Consider the following 19,529-nt stretch of genomic DNA (forward strand, 5'->3'; position numbering starts at 1 on the left):
TTCAGACCGTGATGGGTGTTCGGGTATTCGGAATTTCGGGGCCGGCACGGCTCACCTTACAGGCCAGCGTGCTCACCAAAAGTCGCTATTGTAAAGCAGCCGCCCCCTTTGCGGACGGCTCGCGGCGCGCACCGGCGCGCGTCGCACGGGCGAATGCTGCGGCAACGTGGCGCATATGCGACACCTCAAGCGTTGTACCTGCAAAAACCGGCAGTAACTGCCTCACAGCGTACTAAGCAACTATTTACCGTGACTATAATGGCCTGTCGTCCGCCATAGATGATGAATATATTCAGGAGACAATCCGGCAACGCCAGGCGGGCGAACGGGCGTGCCGGGCGCCGTCGGGACCGCTTTGCCCCGCAATGCCATCCAGTGCGCCGCTTGCCACGGCGCTCGCCCCCAAGACCATGCCAACGCTTCGTTTGCCTGCCGCTGAACGTGAAGGGTTCGCGGCCGGTTTTCGCATTATTTCGCCGCTGTTGCCTGCCATCTTCTCGTGGGGCCTCGTGACCGGGGTGGCCATGAGCAAATCGGTGCTCACCGTGCCACAAGCCATCGGCATGAGCCTGATGCTCTACGCCGGTTCGGCGCAGCTAGCCACGCTGCCCCTGTTCGCCGCCGGTATGCCGCTCTGGACGATTTTGCTCACGGTCGCCATCGTCAACCTGCGTTTTGTGATCTTCAGCGCGGCGCTGCAACCCCATTTTTCCTACCTGTCGCTGCCCCGGCGCATTGTGCTGGGCTACGTGAACGGCGATCTGGGCTTCGTGATGTTCATGAACCAGAATTTCGCCAACGGTTACGTGCCGGGCAAGGAGGGCACGTACTTCGGCATCACGATCAGCAACTGGGCGGTGTGGCACGTGTCGTCCATCCTCGGCATCATGCTCGGCGCCCTCGTGCCCGACAGTTGGGGGCTGGGTTTCGCGGGTACGCTGGCGCTCATCCCGATGATGGTGCACACGATCACCACCCGCTCGATGCTGCTCGCCGTGACGCTGGCCTCGGTCATCGGGTTGCTCGCGTTCGATCTGCCGTACCGGCTCAACCTCGTGCTGGGCGTTGTCGGCGCCCTCGCGGCAGGCATGGTGTGCGACGAACTGAGCGCGCGCCACGCGCGCAAGCTGAGCGGGGGGCAGCGCTGATGAGCACGCTCGAAATCTGGTTTGCCTTCGTGGCCATGACCGCCGTGACCGTGCTCACGCGCACCTTCTTCCTGCTTGCCGGTGAGCGGGTCGCGCTGCCGCAGCGCTTGCAACGCGCGCTGCGCTATGCCCCGGCGGCGGCGCTGGCGGTCATCGTGGTGCCCGAGGTGCTGCTGCTCGACCATCAGTTCGCGCTGCACATCGGCAATCACAAGCTGGCCGCCGCGGTGGCGGCCACCGGCTGGTTCGTCTGGCGGCGGAACATGATCGAGATGATCGTCATCGGCATGGCGGTCTATACCCTCGGGCGGTTGTTCCTCTAAGCAAAACCCCGGGGTGCCCAAAATGGTCAATCGGAGGGTGGGATCAGTTAAAATGCATGTTTTTCCCACTATTTATTCCGGATTCTCATGGCTTCCGTCGTACGTCTTTCCGATTTGATCGCTCAGGGCCGCCTCGCCGGCAAACGTGTCTTCATCCGCGCCGATTTGAACGTGCCGCAGGACGATGAGGGCCGTATCACGGAAGACACGCGTATCCGCGCTTCGGTGCCGGCGATCCAGATGGCGCTCGACGCCGGTGCTGCCGTGATGGTCACGTCGCATCTGGGCCGTCCCACGGAAGGCGAATTCAAGCCGGCCGACTCGCTCGCCCCCGTGGCACAGCGCCTGTCGGAACTGCTCGGCCGTGACGTGAAGCTCATTGCCAATTGGGTCGACGGCGGTTTTGAAGTCGCGCCGGGCGCGGTCGTGCTGCTGGAGAACTGCCGCGTCAACAAGGGCGAGAAGAAGGACAACGACGAACTGGCCCAGAAGATGGCCAAGCTGTGCGATGTCTACGTGAACGACGCTTTCGGCACGGCGCACCGCGCCGAAGCCACGACGCACGGTATCGCCAAGTACGCCCCGGCCGCCTGCGCCGGCCCGCTGCTGGCCGCCGAACTCGAAGCGCTGGGCAAGGCGCTGAACGCGCCGGCCCGCCCGCTGGTGGCCATCGTCGCCGGCTCGAAGGTCTCGACCAAACTCACCATTCTCAAGACGCTGGCCGACAAGGTCGACCAACTGATCGTGGGCGGCGGCATCGCCAACACGTTCATGCTGGCCGCCGGCCTGCCGATCGGCAAGTCGCTCGCCGAAGCCGATCTGATCGAAGAAGCGAAGGCGATCATCGACGCCATGGCCGCGCGCGGCGCGTCGGTGCCGATCCCGACCGACGTGGTCTGCGCCAAGGAATTCAGCCCGACGGCTGAGGCAACCGTGAAGGCCGCCGCCGACGTGGCTGCCGACGACATGATTCTCGACATCGGCCCGCAAACGGCCGCCAAGCTGGCCGAACAACTGGGCAGCGCGGGCACCATCGTCTGGAACGGCCCAGTCGGCGTGTTCGAATTCGACCAGTTCGGTCATGGCACCGAGACGCTCGCGCGTGCGATTGCCGCCGCCAAGGGCTTCTCGATTGCCGGTGGCGGCGACACGTTGGCCGCCATCGCCAAGTACGGCATCGCCGATCAGGTGAGCTATATCTCGACGGGCGGCGGCGCTTTCCTCGAATTCTTGGAAGGCAAGACCCTGCCGGCCGTGGACGTGCTGCAACAACGCGCAGCCCAAGCCAACTAATTGGACTGAAGGAGATCTAAGTGGGGCGGGGCTGGAGGACCAGTTCGTCGGTCCGGAAATGGAGCGTGCGCGGCCGTTTTGCACGCTTTATTGCGAACGTTTGAGTTCGAATCGAACGATTTCGTACGGACAATACGAACTTTTTGGTTAACCTCTGGCCGCGTAAATAAAGTACAACCATCGAAGCGCCAGCATTGTCGAACGCGCTGCTACCAAAAGAGGATGAAGAGATGGATGTAATGAACCGCTCCACCAAGATCGTCGCCACCATCGGCCCGGCATCGAGCACGCCGGAAGTGCTCTCGCGCATGATCGCTGCCGGCGTGGACGTCGTGCGGCTGAACTTCTCGCATGGCAAGGCGCAAGACCACATCGAGCGCGCGCAGATGGTGCGCGACGCCGCCAAGGCCGCTGGCCGCGAAGTGGCCATCATGGCCGACCTGCAAGGCCCGAAGATTCGCGTCGGTAAGTTCGAGAACGGCAAGACGACGCTCGAAACCGGCGCCCCGTTCATTCTGGACGCCGATTGCGAAGTCGGTAACGACGAGCGCGTGGGTCTGGACTACAAGGAACTGCCCCGCGACGTGCGTCCTGGCGACGTGCTGCTCCTGAACGACGGCCTGATCGTGTTGACCGTCGACCGGGTGTTCGGTAACGAGATCCATACGACCGTGAAGGTCGGCGGCGATCTCTCGAACAACAAGGGGATCAACCGCCAGGGCGGCGGGCTGACGGCGCCGGCGCTGACCGCGAAGGATATGGAAGACATCAAGACCGCGATGGCGCTGGGCGCCGATTACGTCGCGGTCTCGTTCCCGAAGAACGCCACCGACATGGAAATGGCGCGCCGTCTGGCCAATGTGGCCGGCGAGCCGTACGGCATCAAGCCGCGCATGATCGCCAAGATCGAGCGCGCGGAAGCCATCCCGGCGCTGGAAGAAATTCTGGCGGCCTCCGACGCCATCATGGTCGCCCGTGGCGATCTGGCCATCGAAGTGGGTAACGCTGCCGTCCCGGCGCTGCAAAAGCGGATGATCCGCCTGGCGCGCGAGATGAACAAAGTGACCATCACGGCCACGCAGATGATGGAATCGATGATCCACAACCCGGTGCCGACGCGCGCCGAGGTCTCGGACGTCGCCAACGCCGTGCTCGACGGCACCGACGCCGTGATGCTGTCGGCCGAGAGCGCTGCGGGTAAGTACCCGGTGGAAACCATCGCGACGATGGCGACCATCTGTGTCGAGGCCGAGCGCTTCGAGACGGTGGAACTCGACCGCGATTGGCTGGACCAAACTTTTACGCGCATCGACCAAACGATTGCCGCCGGCGCCCTGTTTACCGCGTATCATCTTGGCGCGAAAGCTATCGTGGCGCTGACCGAATCGGGCGCGACCGCGCTCTGGCTGTCCCGGCACAAGATCCACGTCCCGATTTTTGCGCTGACGTCGCAGCTCTCGAGCCTGCGCAAAATGTCGCTTTATCGCAACGTTTTCGCCATGGGTGTCGAGTCCACGCATGACCGCGATCAGGCGTTGAAGCAGGCCGAGCAATTGCTGCTTGCGCGCGGTGTGGTCAAGCGCGGCGACACGATCGTGTTGACGGTCGGTGAGCCGATGGGGCAACCCGGTGGTACCAATACGTTGAAAATCGTCCAGGTGGGGCACGCGTGATTGAACGGGCCGCGCGCGTGAGGCGAGGCGCAAAAGCGCATCGCCCCGTGCGAGCCGTCGTCATGAAGGGCACCCCTGGGTCGACGAAAGATTTGCTTAATTTGTGATTCCAAGGAGAACATCATGCCCCTAGTCTCTATGCGACAGCTGCTCGATCATGCCGCCGAAAACGGCTATGGTCTGCCGGCCTTCAACGTCAACAATCTGGAACAGGTGTCCGCAATCATGGCCGCTGCCGACGAAGTCGGCGCGCCCGTGATCATGCAGGCTTCGGCAGGTGCACGTAAGTACGCCGGTGAGGCGTTCCTGCGTCACCTGATTTCCGCCGCTGTGGAAGCCTATCCGCACATTCCGGTGGTGATGCACCAGGATCACGGCCAGTCGCCGGCGGTGTGTATGGCCGCCATCAAGAGCGGCTTCTCGAGCGTGATGATGGACGGTTCGCTCGAAGCCGACGGCAAGTCGGTGGCCAGCTACGAATACAACGTCGAAGTGTCGAAGAAGGTCGTCGAGTTCTCGCACTACATCGGCGTGACGGTGGAAGCCGAGCTGGGCGTGCTGGGTTCGCTCGAAACGATGAAGGGCGACAAGGAAGACGGTCACGGTGCCGACGGCACGATGACGCGCGAGCAACTGCTGACCGATCCGGATCAGGCCGCCGACTTCGTGAACCAGACGCAGTGCGACGCGCTCGCGATCGCCATCGGTACCTCGCACGGTGCCTACAAGTTCAGCCGCAAGCCGACGGGCGACATTCTCGCCATCGACCGCATCAAGGAAATTCACCGCCGCATTCCGAACACCCACCTGGTGATGCACGGTTCGTCGTCGGTGCCGCAAGAGCTGCTCGCCGAGATCCGTGAATTCGGCGGCGACATGAAGGAAACCTACGGCGTGCCGGTCGAAGAAATCGTCGAAGGCATCAAGCACGGCGTGCGCAAGATCAACATCGATACCGACATCCGTCTGGCCATGACCGGCGCGATCCGTCGCTATCTGTTCGAAAACCCGAGCAAGTTCGACCCGCGCGACTACCTGAAGCCGGCGCGCGAAGCCGCCATGCAGGTTTGCAAGGCACGCTATCTGTCGTTCGGTTGCGAAGGTCAGGCTGCCAAGATCAAGACGGTGTCGCTCGACAAGATGGCCGAGAAGTACAAGAGCGGCGCGCTGTCGCAGATCGTGAAGTAAGTCGAAAAGTCAGTATCAGTCTTGGGGTCTTCGGACCTCAGGTTGCAGGCCCGGCCTTCGCCAGCACACGCTGGAACAGAAGCCGGGCTTTTTCTTTGGGCATCTGCAACTGGAATTTGCCGCCCAGCTCGGAGCGGATGGTGGCCGTGAGCATCTCCACGCCATCGACGATCAGTGTCATCGGCTCGTTCATGTGCTGGCGCGAGAAGTCGCGCATGCGCGTGGTCGCCCCTTCGCGCAGGCTCAGCGTGATCACCACGTCGCCATCGGGTGCGATGCCCTCGACCTGCATCGGGAACTGCAATCCCATCGTTTCGATATCTCGCGCCGCATAAAGCGCAAAGCGCGGAATCGCGTCGTCGGGCTCCGGCGTGGCGATGGCGATCAGGCGCGGCAGTACGGGGCGGTCTTCGGCGGTCGCTGCCGTTGCCGCTGTTGCCGCTGTTGCTCCTGATGCGGCATGCGCTGGGGCAGGGCGGTGTACCGGGGCGTGGATATGAGGTGACGCCGACGATGAGGCTGCGGGGGCGGAAGCCGAGGCCGGCGGCGCGGCGGACGACGTCTGCGCCCCGGCGATTGGGCTGGCGAGTGCCATGACGGCCGCGATCACAACGGTGACGTTCGACGTGGTTGACATGGCAGCCCCTCTCCCGGGTGGACGTTTCCATTGTAGGCGGCACAATCGCCGCGCCAAGCAACGCAAACCCGACCCGTGGCTGGCGATCCGGGCGGGCGATTCCGATGCCGGTTCTGCGACTCCTTCCGGGTTCCCGTTTCTATTTCCCTTTCAGGCCCCAACTCCGCAGCCGACTCCCGAATGCCAAAGCCCGGCCCCAGCGGACGTGAAAGTCTCTCGGGCCTTGATCACGTGGCCCGATCCCGATCCCGATCCCGACAGGCCCGCTTTGGAGTTTTTGATGCCCCGCATTTTCTCGTCCTTTTTTCGCTCCCGCGCCACCGCAGTCCCGGTCGAACCTCCCCAGCGACAAGCGACGACGGCACCAGACGTCCTGTCCGGCGCGCTCCCCAACGCGCTGTGCGGCGTCGCGAACCGCACCCCGGATCGTCGCTGCGACGGGGCAAAGCGGCCGCTCCCGAACTCGCCGATTCTCACACTCGGTCAACTGGACCGGTTCCAGCAAGACGCGTTGCTTTCCAATTCGGAAAAAGCCGCGTGGATCGAGGCTTACGGCGTGAATCCGAAAACGCTGATTTGCGTAGACGGGGAATGCACACGCTACGGCTTGCTCGAATTTGGCGGGCACCGGTTCATCGTGGGGCCGACGGCCACGCCCGCAGAAGGTGTGGCGCTGACCCGCATGCTCAAGGCGCATCCGGAGATTGGCGCGATCTTCTGTGTCGAGCCGGGCGCGATCCAGCAGGCAGGCGAGACGAAGCGCTATTTGCCGCGATCGGCCTCGCAGTATCTCCTGAGGGTATCCGCACGGGACGAGCGCACCCCGCAGTCACGCCTATCCGTACGCTCGCCCGCCGATACTTCGACATTCGAGGGAAGTCTCGCGCATGTGAAGTTCATGGAATTCACCGGGATGGAGCACGGCGGCGCGGCCATTTCCGGTACGACGCTCTGGCAGGCTGGCAAGGGCGTGGCCGACTACCTTCGCGAACATCCCGGCAAGATCGCACTCGTGTGTTCCGAGCAGGGTGTCTCGCGCCCGTGCGCCGTCATCGCCAGCGCGCTGCTGCAACTGCCTTCGCCCGACGGCAGGCCACTGAGCGTGGATACGATCGTCGATCAGGTCGAGGCGCAGCGTGCGCGGCAAAGCGCACACCATATCGGCCGGGCGCGTGTCGGTTTTGGGCAAATTGCGGAATGCGCCGAACTGATCAACACGCTGAGAGCCCCTGAAGGCTGGTGCGTTGCTGCGAACCGCATCTTGCCCAAGGCGATCGACCGCCTGAGAGATTTCGATGGGTTTCACGTCTCGGTTGTCGCCCGGTGCGATCCGCCGCAGGGGTACCACGGTCCCGTCACGCCGCCCGCGACGAATCGATCCAATGAACTCGAAGTGTTTGTGGCTAACGGTCTGTATTTCCCGACCCACGATCAGCACATGCCACCGGCCATGCGTCCGTCCGATCCCGCCGGGTTCCTGTCTGCCCTGTATCGACGCATGCATCAGGTCGGCGAGCGCGACGCGAGCAGGCGGACGCCGCCGGTCGATTTGACCGCGGAGACGCAATGCATTGCGCGATGGCGAGACCAGATCGCCGATTATCTCGAAGCGGATTTTGATCGGGCTGTCTCTTTGCTCGCGTCGACCACGTTGCCGCCGAAGACCGAACTGGTCTGGCTGGCGGGGCAAACCGATTTCTTCACCGGCTTCCAGCGCGCCAGCAAGCATTACGTCGGCACGCACACCGACCGGATCTCGCTGGAGGATATCGACCCTGCCAGCCCTGACGCCGTGCGCCTGATCACCCGCACTGACGATGCCACGCTCATATGCGACAACAAGTATTACGCGGCGGCTTCGGTCGAACAGTGGCATCAACAATGCCAGCGGTCCCGCAAGCCCATGTCGCATCCCACCTCGCGCGCGCCGGTCGTGGCGCTATTGGTGGGCGAGGGCCATGCGGCGCGAATTGGCGCCCTGTTGCACGAGTTGGCGGTGTAAGTCCCGAAGGCCGCCGAGGGGCGCGCAAGGCGCGTATAATTACGCCTTTGCCCTTCTGACATCGGGTCCCGCCGTGACTACCCCCGCCTTGAACGCCCTGTACGAATCCTCCCTCAAGAGCCTGCCGCTGCTCTCCCGCGGCAAAGTGCGCGATAACTATGCCGTCGGCGACGACAAGCTGCTGATTGTGACGACGGACCGCCTCTCGGCGTTCGACGTCATCATGGGCGAGCCGATTCCGGGCAAGGGCCGTGTGCTCAACCAGATGGCTAATTTCTGGTTCGACAAGCTCGCGCACGTCGTGCCGAATCACCTGACCGGCGTCACGCCGGAGTCGGTGGTGTCGGCTGACGAAGCCGCCCAAGTGGCCGGCCGCGCCGTCGTGGTCAAGCGCCTGAAGCCGATTCTGGTGGAAGCCGTGGTGCGGGGTTATCTGGCCGGCAGTGGCTGGAAAGACTATCAGGCCACCGGCGCCGTGTGTGGCGTGAAGCTGCCCGCAGGCTTGCAAAACGCACAGCAACTGCCGGAGCCGATCTTCACGCCGGCCGCCAAGGCCGAGTTGGGCGAGCACGACGAGAACATCAGCTTCGACGACATGGTGAGCCGCATCGGCCGCGAGTTGGCCGAGCAGATCCGCGAGATCTCGATCCGTCTGTACAAGGAAGCGGCCGCCTACGCCGCCACGCGCGGCATCATCATCGCCGACACGAAGTTCGAATTCGGTCTCGATGACGACGGCAAGCTGCATCTGATGGACGAAGCCCTCACGGCCGATTCGTCGCGCTTCTGGCCGGCCGATTCGTACGCCGTGGGCAGCAACCCGCCGTCGTTCGACAAGCAGTTCGTGCGCGACTGGCTTGAGACGCAAGTGTGGGGCAAGACCCCGCCCGCGCCGAAGCTGCCGGATGAAGTCGTCGAGAAGACCGCTGCGAAGTACCGCGAGGCGCTTGAGCGCCTGACCGGCCAGCAACTGGCCTGAGCGGGACGGAAACGACAATGACTGCAACGAGCGATAAGCAAGCCGCCGCGCCCCGCGTGGGCGTGGTGATGGGGTCCAACTCGGACTGGGAAGTGATGAAGAACGCGGCCGCCATTCTGGCCGAGTTCGGCGTGCCGTACGAAGCGCAGGTGGTCTCGGCGCACCGCATGCCGGACGACATGTTCCGCTACGCCGAAGCCGCTCGCGAGCGCGGGCTGGTGGCGATCATCGCCGGTGCCGGCGGTGCCGCGCACCTGCCCGGCATGATTGCCGCGAAGACGACCGTGCCGGTGCTGGGTGTACCGGTGCCGAGCAAGTATCTGCGTGGCGAAGACTCGCTGCTCTCGATCGTGCAGATGCCCAAGGGCGTGCCGGTCGCAACCTTCGCGATTGGCGAAGCCGGTGCGGCCAACGCGGCGTTGTTTGCCGTGGCCATGCTCGCTGCCGACGACAAGACGCTGGCCGGCAAGCTCGACGCCTTCCGCGCCAAGCAAACCGAAGCGGCGCGCGGCATGACGCTGCCGGCACTGTAAAAAACAAGCCCGTCCCCGCACGCTTTCTCGCCTCAACGAAGATGAATCCTGCCTCCGCTGCGCCCATCCTTCCCGGTCAATGGCTGGGTATGCTGGGCGGCGGCCAACTCGGCCGCATGTTCTGTTTCGCCGCCCAATCGATGGGTTACAAGGTCTGCGTTCTCGACCCGGACCCGCGCTGCCCGGCGGGTGCCGTGGCCGACCGTCTGATCGTGGCCGATTATCGCGACGAAACCGCACTCGCCGAACTGGCAGCGTTGTGTCCGGCCGTGTCGACCGAGTTCGAGAACGTGCCGGCGCAGTCGCTCGACTTCCTCGCGCAAAGCACCACGGTGAGCCCGGCGGGCCGCTGCGTTGCGATTGCGCAGGATCGCGTGGCGGAGAAGCGATTCATTGAAAGCTGCGGCGTGCCGGTGGCACCCCATCTGGTGATCGAGTCGACCGACGCGCTGCACGCCATTGGTGATGCAGCGATCGAGACCGTGCTGCCGGGCATTCTGAAAACCGCCCGCATGGGCTACGACGGCAAGGGGCAGGTGCGCGTCAATACGCCCGCTGAAGCGCGTGCTGCGTATGCCGAAATGGGCGGCGTGGCGTGCGTGCTGGAAAAGCGTCTTGCGCTGGCCTATGAAGTGTCGGTGCTGAGCGCGCGTGGCGCCGACGGCACCGTCGCGACGTACCCGCTTGCGCAGAACGTCCATATCGACGGCATTCTGGCCACCACCACCGTCCCGGCCCCCGATGCGGCCCCGGCGCTCGCCGATGCTGCGCGGGCGGCAGCGGCTGCCATTGCGTCGCAAATGGACTACGTGGGCGTGCTGTGCGTCGAGTTCTTCATCCTCAAGGATGGCTCGCTGATCGCCAACGAAATGGCACCGCGTCCGCACAACAGCGGTCACTACACGATCGACGCATGCGCCGCGAGTCAGTTCGAGCAGCAGGTGCGCGCCATGGCCGGCCTGCCGCTGGGTGAGACGCGTCAGCATTCGCCCGCCGTGATGCTCAACCTGCTGGGCGACGTGTGGTTCGAGGGCGATGCTAAGGACCAACCCCGCGCACCGGCGTGGGACGACGTCGTGGCACTGCCGTCGGCGCGTCTGCATCTGTATGGCAAGGAAGAAGCGCGCGTGGGCCGCAAGATGGGCCACATCACGTTTGCTGGCGCCACGCTCGACGAGGCACGTGATGCGTGCGTCGCCGCAGCGACCAGCCTCAATATCGCGCTGGAAGACTGAGCGATGACGTCGTCGCAGGCCCCTCGCATCGTCATGCCGTCTGCTGAAGCGATCACGCAAGCCGCCGGGCAACTGGCCGCGGGCGAACTGGTCGCGTTCCCGACCGAGACCGTCTACGGCCTCGGGGGTGACGCCGAGAACCCGCAGGCCGTCGCGGCCATCTATGCGGCCAAGGGCCGGCCGGCGAATCATCCGGTCATCGTGCATTTCTCGCCCGAGGGCGACCCCGGTTACTGGAGCGACGACGTGACGCCTGCCGCGCGCAAGCTCATGGACGCCTTCTGGCCGGGCCCTCTCACGCTGATCGTCAAACGTGCGCCGCATATTCCGGCGGCCGTGTCGGGCGGTCAGGATTCCGTCGGACTGCGTGTGCCGTCGCATCCCGTTGCGCAGGCGCTGTTGCGCGAGTTCGCTCGCGTGAAAGGCGGCGCCAGCGGGCAGGGCGGTGTGGCCGGGCCGTCGGCCAATCGATTCGGTCAGGTGAGCCCGACCGCCGCACAACACGTGCGCGACGAGTTCGCCGGTCTGCCGGGCGTGACGGTGCATGTGCTCGACGGCGGCGAAGCGGCCGTGGGCATCGAATCGACCATCGTGGATTTGTCGCGGGGTTTTCCGGCGCTGCTGCGCCCGGGGCACATCACGCCGGAACAGATCGCCGAAGTGCTGGGCGAGATGCCGCGTTTGCCGGGGCAGGATGCCAACGCGCCGCGTGCTTCCGGCACGCTCAAGGCGCATTACGCACCGCGCACGCCGCTTTATCTCTGTGACACGGCACAGTTCGCACCTGCGCTGGCCGTGCATCCGAAAGGCGAGCGCGTGGCCGTGGTGGCCTTCGCTGGCACGCTGGCGGCGCTGCCGTCATTGTCGGACGTGTCGGATGTGTCGGGTGCCGACGCATTGGTGGCATTAGGCGACGACGTAGTGAAGTTCACGTTGCCGCCCACCCCTGACGCGCTGGCGACCGATCTCTACGCGCTGCTGCGCCGTCTGGATCGTGCGAATGTCACGCGTATCCTCTTCGAGCGCTTACCGGACACGCCCGCCTGGGCTGCCGTCAACGACCGCCTCGGCCGCGCTGCGGCGGCTTTCGAGCAAGCCTGACGACCACTCCGGTGGCCCGAACAGGGCCATCCACTTGTTGCGCCAGCCGGGCAGCGTGATCGCATCGCGCGCCATCGACCCCCACTCGTGAAACGTCAGCGTGATCGGGTTGTGCGTGTGAATCTGATTCACGATGCCGTACTCGCACGGCTCCGCGTCGCTTTCTTCCACATACGAGCCGAACAGGCGATCCCAAATCACCAGCACGCCCGCGTAATTGCGGTCGATGTAACGCGGGTTGCGTGCATGGTGCGCGCGGTGAATCGATGGGGTATTCAGCACGTACTCCAGCCAGCCGAGTTTCGGAATGGCTTGTGTGTGTACGAAGAACTGAAACGCGAGATTGAGCAGCACCACGCCGACGATCTGAATCGGGGTGAAGCCGATCAGCGCCATCGGCGTCCAGAACAGCCACATGCCTGCGACGGGATACATCAGGCTCTGGCGGAACGCTGTCGACAGATTGAGCCGCTCCGACGAGTGATGCACGACGTGCGCGGCCCATAGCCAGCGAATGCGATGGCTGGCGCGATGGAATACGTAGTAGAGAAAATCCTGCACGACGAACAGCAGCAGGAAACCGACCCAGCCCGCCGGCATCGTGTAGATGCGGTGGTGGTCGTAGAGCCACGCGTAGAACGGCACGATGAGCAGCCAGGCGAGCTTGTCGGCGCCCTGATGCATGAGCGCGAGCGTGGCGTTGCTCACGGTGTCCTTCAGGCTGTACATGCCGGGGCGGCGTCGTCGCCAGTACCACGCTTCGATACCGATACACAGCACGAACACGGGCGCCAGCGCCAGCAGAATCAACTCGACGTTCATGACCTCGCGTCTCCTCACGATTGGGTCATCTGACCGGCGTCTTTCCGTCTGAGCGGAAATGACGCCGATGAAGCGTCTATTCTGAGGCCAATGTCACGCCTTGGCGCAGCGGCTAGAGTGAATCCTCGAAAGCCGCTTTTGCGCTCGATGAGTGTTTAGGGCGCGCTCAGGGCGCATTCTCGTACACCCACGAAATCAGCGCATCGTTGAAGGCGCGCGTGTTGTTGGCCTTGGCGTCGTTCACGAGGGACACCACCACGTAGATATCGCCGTTGCGCGTGCCGACGTAACCCGCCACAGCGCGCACGTCGTCGAGCGTACCGGTCTTGATGTGCGCGTTACCCGCCACCGGGCTGCCGGTCAGGCGGTTACGCATGGTGCCGTCCACGCCGACCGTCGGCATCGACTCGACCAGCACCTGCGCCGTCGGGCTGTTGATCGCGTGCTGCAAGAGCCCGGTCAACTCGGCGGCGCTGATGCGCTCACGTCGCGACAGGCCCGAGCCGTTCTCCACCACCAGACCCGGCATCGACAGATCGTGCTTGTCGAGCCAGCGATCAAGGGCTTCGCGCGAGCGCGTGACGCTGGCCGGTGTCTTGCCATCGGGCGGCAGGCCCAGCGTCAGGAACAACTGACGCGCCATCACGTTGTTGCTGAACTTGTTCATGTCGTGCACGACTTCGGCGAGCGTCTGGCCACGATGCGTGACGAGCAGTTTCGCCCCCGGGGGAACCACACCCGTGCGTACGTTGCCGTTGAACTGCCCGCCAGACGCTTGCCACAGTGCCCGGAAACCGCCGAGGAAGAAGCGGTCGCGATCGGGGGCGGCAACATTCCAGTCCTTGTCTTCGCAGGCAGTCGGGTACGTGCCCGAGAAGCGTGCGACGTACGTGCCGTCGGCGCCTTGATTGAGCGTCGGATGAATGCGGGTGAGCCAATCGCCGCAGTTGCCGGCATCTGTCGACGACAACTCGTTGGACACTTGCAGATTCGCCAGCGGCGGCAACACGTTCACATTGACGGTGCCGTTCGGGTTGCCCGAGAAGCTGAACGAGACAGCCTTGAACGAATACAGCAGTGCGTCGGGCGCGACGTTGTACGGACGATCGCCCCCGCCGTCGATCGCTTCGATCGCGCCGATGTCCGAGCTATAAGCGGAACGGTCGAGCACGATGTCGCCGTTAATGTTGGTGACACCAGCGTTGTGCAACTCGGCGACGAACTTCTCCATTTCCTCGGGCACGAGTTTCGGATCGCCGGTGCCCTTGAAATACAGATTGCCGTTGAGTGTGCGGCCATCGAACTGACCGTCGGTGAATGCCTGCGTGCGCCAGCGATAGTCGGGCCCGAGCGTGTCGAGTGCGGCAATCGTCGTCACGAGCTTCATCGTCGACGCGGGATTGCGCGGCACCTTCGCGTTCATCGAGATGAGCGGTGCGGCGAGACGGCCCCGCGTTTGCAGCGGATTGTCGACTTTCGACACGATCACGCTCACGTGGCCCGCAGGCACCTTGCTGGCAGCGAGCAAACGAGCCAGCGGCGCGGGCAGCGGCGTGGCGCTCGGGGCGGCCGCCGGCACCTTCGGCATCTTGTGCTTGGCAGGTTTGGCTTGCGCGGGCGCGCTCATCGCGACGGCGACGGCAAACGCGGCACAACCTGCGGCACGCGCGAACGTGAGCGACGACGCGCGTGTGATCGTGTGCGAGGACGTGCCGCACGGTGCATGCGCAGACAATGACGGGATGGAAAGGGAGCGAGCGGACAAGATCGTGTGGCGGGAGCGGCGGAAGACGCGCATGGCGGGCGGTGTTCTCCAGTGTTACGCGCAGCGAAACCGGACGGGCACCTTGGCAGGTGCGGGGGCGTGCGGTTGGCGGCGGGCGAAGCGGTCGTGTGTTCGGCGTGCGGTGGCGAGCGTCTGACGCGCACCGCACAATGTCCGCCATTGTAAGTCGGGCATGCAACGAACTGTCGCTACAATGGGTCGAAAATCGACGGAATGTCACTCAGAGGCAACATCGCCGATGGCGCGGGTGACGTCGCAATTGCGCAGCACAACGCGGACCACCGCGTGACAATGTCGCGCCGTTGGGGGCCAAATACATGCGAATTTTATTGGTAGAAGACGACGCGATGATCGCTGCGGCAGTGACGAAAGGCCTGCGGCAGGACGGCTGGACGGTCGATCACGTGGACGACGGCCAGCGCGCGCTCGATGCCTTGTCGCTCGAGACGTACGATGCGTTGCTGCTCGACCTCGGGCTGCCGCGTCGCGACGGTATCGACGTGTTACGTACGTTACGAGCACGGGGTCAAACGCTGCCGGTCATCATCGCGACTGCACGCGATGCGGTGGCCGATCGCGTCAAGGGGCTCGACGCCGGTGCCGACGACTACCTCGTCAAACCTTTCGATCTGGATGAACTGGCGGCGCGTTTGCGGGCGCTGGTACGGCGACAAGCCGGGCGCAGCGAACCGTTGCTGCGGCACGGCGGCATCGTGCTCGATCCTGCTACGCGGCAAGTGAGTTGCGATGGCGCACCGGTGACGTTGTCCGCGCGCGAATATGCGGTGCTCGAAGCGTTGCTCAACCGGCCCGGCGCGGTGCTGTCCAAATCGCAACTCGAAGAGCGCATTTACGGCTGGGGCGAGGAAATTGCGAGCAACACCGTCGAGGTGCATATCCACGGGCTGCGCAAGAAGCTCGGTGCCGATGCTATCCTTACCGTGCGGGGTGTCGGATACATGATGCCGTCGCCGGGGGCACAGGGCACGCAGGCCGCGTCTGGCGCATCGAGTGCATCGGGCTCTTCAGGTGGCGCAGTCGCGCCGGAGGTCGAGTGATGCGCTCGATCCGTCGCCGTCTGCTCGTCGGCCTGCTGCTTACGCTGGTCGCGGCGCTGTTGCTCGCGGGCATCGCCATTTTCCGTCAGGCCCGTACCGAGGCCAACGCGCTGTTCGACTTCCAATTGCAGCAAATGGCGTTGTCGCTGCCTGCCGAGCCGTTTTCCAGCGTGCCGGGCGACCATAGCGATGCGGGCGGGCTGGTGATCCAGATCTGGAGCCGAAACGGCGTCGAACTGTATTACTCGCATCCACGCACCCCGTTGCCGCCGCGCGCCGAACTGGGGTTCACAACGGTACAGACGCCTGAAGGCGACTGGCGCGTGTATGCGGCGCTCGTGGGCGACAACGTCGTGCAACTGGCGCAACCGATGGTGATTCGCGATTCGCTCGCAGTATCGATGGCGCTGCGCACGCTGTTTCCGCTGGTCATTGCGATGCCGATTCTGGCGCTGCTCGTGTGGATTGTCGTTGGCCGGGGGCTGCAACCGCTGCGACGGGTGACGCGCGCACTCGATGCCCGCGCGCCGGGGGCGCTTTCCGAGTTGCCTGAGGCCGGGCTGCCGGACGAGGTGCGCCCGCTCGTGCGTGCGCTCAACAGCTTGCTCGGAAGACTCGACGAAGCGCTTGTACAGCAGAAAGCGTTTGTGGCCGATGCTGCCCATGAGCTGCGTACGCCACTGGCCGCGTTGCAATTACAGGTGCAGTTGCTGGAGCGCGCGCACACGGACGAGGAGCGCGCTGAAGCGATGCGCGATCTGCGTGATGGCGTACGTCGCGCGTCGCATCTCGTGGGGCAGTTGCTGACGTTGGCGCGTCAAGAGCCTGACGCCGCACGCGCGGCGAGTGCGTTCACCGAGTTGCCGCTCACGCCGTTGCTGCAAGACGTGGTGGCGCATCACGCGGCGCTGGCCGTGGCGCGCGGTATCGATCTGGGACTGGATGCGCCTGATGACATGGCTGCGCGTGCGCACGTGCATGGCGACGGCCATGCATTGCAGACGCTCTTCGGCAATCTCGTGGATAACGCACTGAAATACACGCCGCAGGGTGGGCGAATCGACGTGCGGCTCGTGAGCGCTGGCCCGGTGACCGTCGAGGTCGAGGACACCGGCCCGGGCATTGCCCCGGCCGAGCGTGAGCGCGTGTTCGATCGATTCTTCCGGGGCGGGGACGGCGAGCCGAACCAGTCGGGCGATGTCCGAGCGGAAGGCAGTGGCCTCGGGCTGGCGATCGTGCGCAATATTGCGCAGGCGCATGGCGCGCGAGTCGAGTTGCTCGATGCACGCGGCGGTCATGGTTTGCGCGTGCGTGTGAGTTTCGACGCTTCGGCATCCAGCGTCCCGCCAGCGCTTTGATGTGTCAAAAGTGCGCGGCGCAACATCGCGCCGCGCTGCCAGACGTCACCCACGCGTCACGTTCGTGACCTTGTCGTTTTCAATGGTGAGCGTACGGCGCTCGGGGCGATGATCGCGGGTGAGCGGCATGGCCTTGCCGTCCTGCTCGCCGATGCGCCACGGGCAGCCTTGCAGCATCGACTTGGCTTCGGTCAGCGACTTGCCCACGATGGCATTGTCCGACGGTGTTTCCCGCGAGCAGTTGCCTTGGGCCTGCTGCGTGCCCTGCATCCCCTGCGCAGCTTGCATCCCTTGTGTGCCTTGCATCCCCTGTGCTTGCGTCGAATCGGCAGGGCCTTGTGTGCCCATACCGTTGCCTTGCATGCCACTACCGTTGCCCGGGGCGGCCTGCGCGGAAAATGCCAACGCCATGCCGAGTACGAAGCCTGCGGTGCCGACAGCGCGCGCGGCGCGAGCCAACGTCGAATCAGTGGTTTGCATCGTGATGCCTCCTGAATACGTGAGTGGGTGAAGGGTGGAACGTGAAGTCCATGCGGTGCGAAATGGCACCACCTTGCCACCGTAGCCAGCGGGGCACACCGCACGCAAGGCGAACCACGCGAGCCCCGCTATCAAACGCCTGCAAGCGTTACGCATAGCGATCAGCATTGCGTCGCCCTGCGCTCGATGCGTGACACCCTCATCCGAACGGATATCGCGTCGACGCTCTTTGGATTGCCGCCTCTACGATCTCTCGTCGCCACTTTGTCGGGTCTTAAGGTTCTCTTAAGGGAGCCTCTCTACGATCACAGTCATGTCAAACGTGGTCGTCTGGAAGGAGAGACTCATGCGGACTTCGAAGCTCACTCGTACGTTGGTTGCTGGCGCTGTGCTCGTCGCATTGACGGGCGGCTATGTCGCGGGTCGTCAACACTGGCAGGCGCCGCTCGCCTCGGACGTGGTCTCCGACGCCAGCGCGGCGTTGCCGGCCGCTGCCCCGGCAACGGGCGTCGTCAATACGTCGAATACCGCACCGCGCATGCTGGTGCCGGACTTCTCGCAACTCGCGGAACAATACGGACCGGCCGTAGTCAACATCAGTGTGACGCACGATGGGAAACCTTCGGCGGGCCGTGGCGCTTCGACAATGCCGATGCCGCCGGGCATGGATCAGAACGATCCGTTGTTCCAGTTCTTCCGCCACTTCTACGGCGCGCCGGGTAACGACGGCGGCGATGGTGGTGACGATGGCGGCAGCAGCGCCGACAGCGGACCGACGCGCAGCCTCGGCTCGGGCTTTATCGTGAGCCCGGACGGCTACATCCTGACCAATGCGCACGTCGTTGACGATGCGAGTCAGGTGACGGTGAAACTGACCGACAAGCGCGAGTACAAGGCGAAGGTGGTGGGCAGCGACAAGGCGAGTGACGTGGCGTTGCTCAAGATTGCCGCGACCGATCTGCCGACGGTGAAGATTGGCGATCCGTCGAAGTCGAAAGCCGGTGAATGGGTGGTGGCCATTGGCTCGCCCTACGGTTTCGACAACACCGTAACGGCAGGCATCGTATCGGCGAAAGCGCGTGCGTTGCCTGACGAGAATTACACGCCGTTCATTCAGACGGATGTGCCGGTCAACCCGGGCAATTCGGGCGGACCGCTGTTCAATTTGAACGGTGAGGTCATCGGTATCAACTCGATGATCTACTCGCGTACCGGTGGCTTCCAGGGGCTGTCGTTCGCGATTCCGATCGACATGGCGATGAAGGTCAAGTCGCAGCTTCAGCAGTACGGCAAGGTGAGTCGCGGGCGCATCGGCGTGACGATTCAGGAAGTGAATCAATCGCTGGCGAAGTCGTTTGGTCTGCCTAAGCCGACCGGGGCACTCGTGTCGTCGATCGACAAGAACGGCCCTGCGGCGAAGTCCGATCTCAAGGCGGGCGACGTGATTCTTGCGGTGAACGGCGCGACCATCAACGACTCGGTGCAACTGCCTGAGAAGATCGCCGATATGCGCCCGGGACAGACCGCGACGCTGACGGTGTGGCGTAACGGCGCGCAGCAAACGGTGTCGGTGAAGGTGGCGGCGCTTAGTGAGAAGAAGGACGTGGCAAGTGCCGACGATTCGGCCACGCACGGCCGGTTGGGGCTCGCGGTGCGCGAACTTTCGCCGGACGAAAAGCGTGCGGCGCAGGTGACGAACGGTTTGCTCGTCGCGCGTGCAGGCGGCCCGGCAGAACAGGCTGGCGTGCAAGCAGGCGACATCATTTTGTCGCTCAACGGCACGCCGGTGACAAGCGCCTCGCAACTGAGCGACAAGCTCAAGAAGGCGGGCAATAATGTCGCGTTGCTTGTGCAGCGCGACGGGCAACAGATTTTCATCCCGGTCGATCTCGGCTAAGGCGAGTCACGCAGTT

17 protein-coding genes are annotated in these 19,529 nt (G+C 64.2%); 13 read left to right on the top strand and 4 right to left on the bottom strand.

Annotated features, from left to right (window positions below; genetic code table 11):
• Nucleotides 1-365: 365 nt before the first annotated feature.
• From AT302_RS05900 to fba, 5 genes are all read left to right on the top strand, one after another.
• Nucleotides 366-1,148 (top strand): AzlC family ABC transporter permease, encoded by a 783-nt coding sequence (locus AT302_RS05900; RefSeq protein WP_237172079.1) that lies wholly within the window; start codon nucleotides 366-368, stop codon nucleotides 1,146-1,148.
• On the top strand, nucleotides 1,148-1,471 hold the full coding sequence (locus tag AT302_RS05905; RefSeq protein WP_058377637.1) for an AzlD domain-containing protein: 324 nt from the start codon (nucleotides 1,148-1,150) through the stop codon (nucleotides 1,469-1,471). The genes AT302_RS05900 and AT302_RS05905 overlap by 1 nt, the downstream gene beginning before the upstream one ends.
• A gap of 87 nt (nucleotides 1,472-1,558) precedes the next feature.
• Nucleotides 1,559-2,764 carry a phosphoglycerate kinase gene (locus AT302_RS05910; protein ID WP_058377638.1) on the top strand — a complete coding sequence of 402 codons (1,206 nt, stop codon included), beginning with the start codon at nucleotides 1,559-1,561 and terminating at the stop codon, nucleotides 2,762-2,764.
• A gap of 239 nt (nucleotides 2,765-3,003) precedes the next feature.
• A complete protein-coding gene (gene pyk, locus AT302_RS05915) occupies nucleotides 3,004-4,437 on the top strand; it encodes a pyruvate kinase (RefSeq protein WP_058377639.1) in 1,434 nt (477 codons plus the stop codon).
• A gap of 123 nt (nucleotides 4,438-4,560) precedes the next feature.
• On the top strand, nucleotides 4,561-5,625 hold the full coding sequence (fba, locus tag AT302_RS05920) for a class II fructose-bisphosphate aldolase (RefSeq protein WP_058377640.1): 1,065 nt from the start codon (nucleotides 4,561-4,563) through the stop codon (nucleotides 5,623-5,625).
• Between the two features lie 37 nt (nucleotides 5,626-5,662).
• Here fba and AT302_RS05925 read toward each other — a convergent pair whose 3' ends face one another.
• A complete protein-coding gene (locus AT302_RS05925; protein ID WP_058377641.1) occupies nucleotides 5,663-6,262 on the bottom strand; it encodes a hypothetical protein in 600 nt (199 codons plus the stop codon).
• On the opposite strand from AT302_RS05925, the gene AT302_RS05930 reads away from it, so the two are divergent.
• From AT302_RS05930 to AT302_RS05950, 5 genes are all read left to right on the top strand, one after another.
• Entirely contained in the window at nucleotides 6,219-8,264 is a 2,046-nt protein-coding gene (locus AT302_RS05930) for a hypothetical protein (protein WP_157125698.1), read from the top strand. The genes AT302_RS05925 and AT302_RS05930 overlap by 44 nt on opposite strands.
• Before the next feature lie 88 nt (nucleotides 8,265-8,352).
• Nucleotides 8,353-9,243 carry a phosphoribosylaminoimidazolesuccinocarboxamide synthase gene (locus AT302_RS05935; RefSeq protein WP_058377643.1) on the top strand — a complete coding sequence of 297 codons (891 nt, stop codon included), beginning with the start codon at nucleotides 8,353-8,355 and terminating at the stop codon, nucleotides 9,241-9,243.
• Between the two features lie 17 nt (nucleotides 9,244-9,260).
• On the top strand, nucleotides 9,261-9,776 hold the full coding sequence (gene purE, locus AT302_RS05940; RefSeq protein WP_058377644.1) for a 5-(carboxyamino)imidazole ribonucleotide mutase: 516 nt from the start codon (nucleotides 9,261-9,263) through the stop codon (nucleotides 9,774-9,776).
• A 41-nt stretch (nucleotides 9,777-9,817) separates the two neighbouring features.
• Nucleotides 9,818-11,011, top strand: coding sequence for a 5-(carboxyamino)imidazole ribonucleotide synthase (locus AT302_RS05945; RefSeq protein ID WP_058377645.1), 1,194 nt, complete (start codon nucleotides 9,818-9,820; stop codon nucleotides 11,009-11,011).
• A gap of 3 nt (nucleotides 11,012-11,014) precedes the next feature.
• Nucleotides 11,015-12,112: an L-threonylcarbamoyladenylate synthase gene (locus tag AT302_RS05950; protein WP_058377646.1), complete on the top strand. Its 1,098-nt coding sequence runs from the start codon at nucleotides 11,015-11,017 to the stop codon at nucleotides 12,110-12,112.
• Here the strand turns inward: AT302_RS05950 and AT302_RS05955 are convergent.
• Together AT302_RS05955 and dacB are read right to left on the bottom strand one after the other, a co-directional pair.
• Nucleotides 12,038-12,934, bottom strand: coding sequence for a sterol desaturase family protein (locus tag AT302_RS05955; RefSeq protein WP_058377647.1), 897 nt, complete (start codon nucleotides 12,932-12,934; stop codon nucleotides 12,038-12,040). The two genes, AT302_RS05950 and AT302_RS05955, sit on opposite strands and share 75 nt — an antisense overlap.
• A 166-nt stretch (nucleotides 12,935-13,100) precedes the next feature.
• Nucleotides 13,101-14,732 carry a D-alanyl-D-alanine carboxypeptidase/D-alanyl-D-alanine endopeptidase gene (gene dacB / locus AT302_RS05960; RefSeq protein WP_084656039.1) on the bottom strand — a complete coding sequence of 544 codons (1,632 nt, stop codon included), beginning with the start codon at nucleotides 14,730-14,732 and terminating at the stop codon, nucleotides 13,101-13,103.
• Between the two features lie 305 nt (nucleotides 14,733-15,037).
• Between dacB and AT302_RS05965 the strand changes: the two genes are divergently transcribed.
• Nucleotides 15,038-15,778: a response regulator gene (locus tag AT302_RS05965; RefSeq protein ID WP_237172080.1), complete on the top strand. Its 741-nt coding sequence runs from the start codon at nucleotides 15,038-15,040 to the stop codon at nucleotides 15,776-15,778.
• Nucleotides 15,778-17,136: an ATP-binding protein gene (locus AT302_RS05970; protein ID WP_058377648.1), complete on the top strand. Its 1,359-nt coding sequence runs from the start codon at nucleotides 15,778-15,780 to the stop codon at nucleotides 17,134-17,136. The genes AT302_RS05965 and AT302_RS05970 overlap by 1 nt, the downstream gene beginning before the upstream one ends.
• A gap of 45 nt (nucleotides 17,137-17,181) precedes the next feature.
• Here the strand turns inward: AT302_RS05970 and AT302_RS05975 are convergent, their stop codons facing one another.
• Complete coding sequence (locus AT302_RS05975) at nucleotides 17,182-17,616, bottom strand: hypothetical protein (protein WP_058377649.1); 435 nt, start codon at nucleotides 17,614-17,616, stop codon at nucleotides 17,182-17,184.
• A 346-nt stretch (nucleotides 17,617-17,962) separates the two neighbouring features.
• Between AT302_RS05975 and AT302_RS05980 the strand changes: the two genes are divergently transcribed.
• The gene (locus tag AT302_RS05980) at nucleotides 17,963-19,513 is read left to right on the top strand and encodes a DegQ family serine endoprotease (protein ID WP_058377650.1); all 1,551 of its coding nucleotides are present in this window, start codon (nucleotides 17,963-17,965) and stop codon (nucleotides 19,511-19,513) included.
• Nucleotides 19,514-19,529: the final 16 nt, after the last annotated feature.

The organism is Pandoraea norimbergensis (assembly GCF_001465545.3).
In the GTDB taxonomy this organism is placed as follows: Bacteria; Pseudomonadota; Gammaproteobacteria; order Burkholderiales; family Burkholderiaceae; genus Pandoraea; species Pandoraea norimbergensis.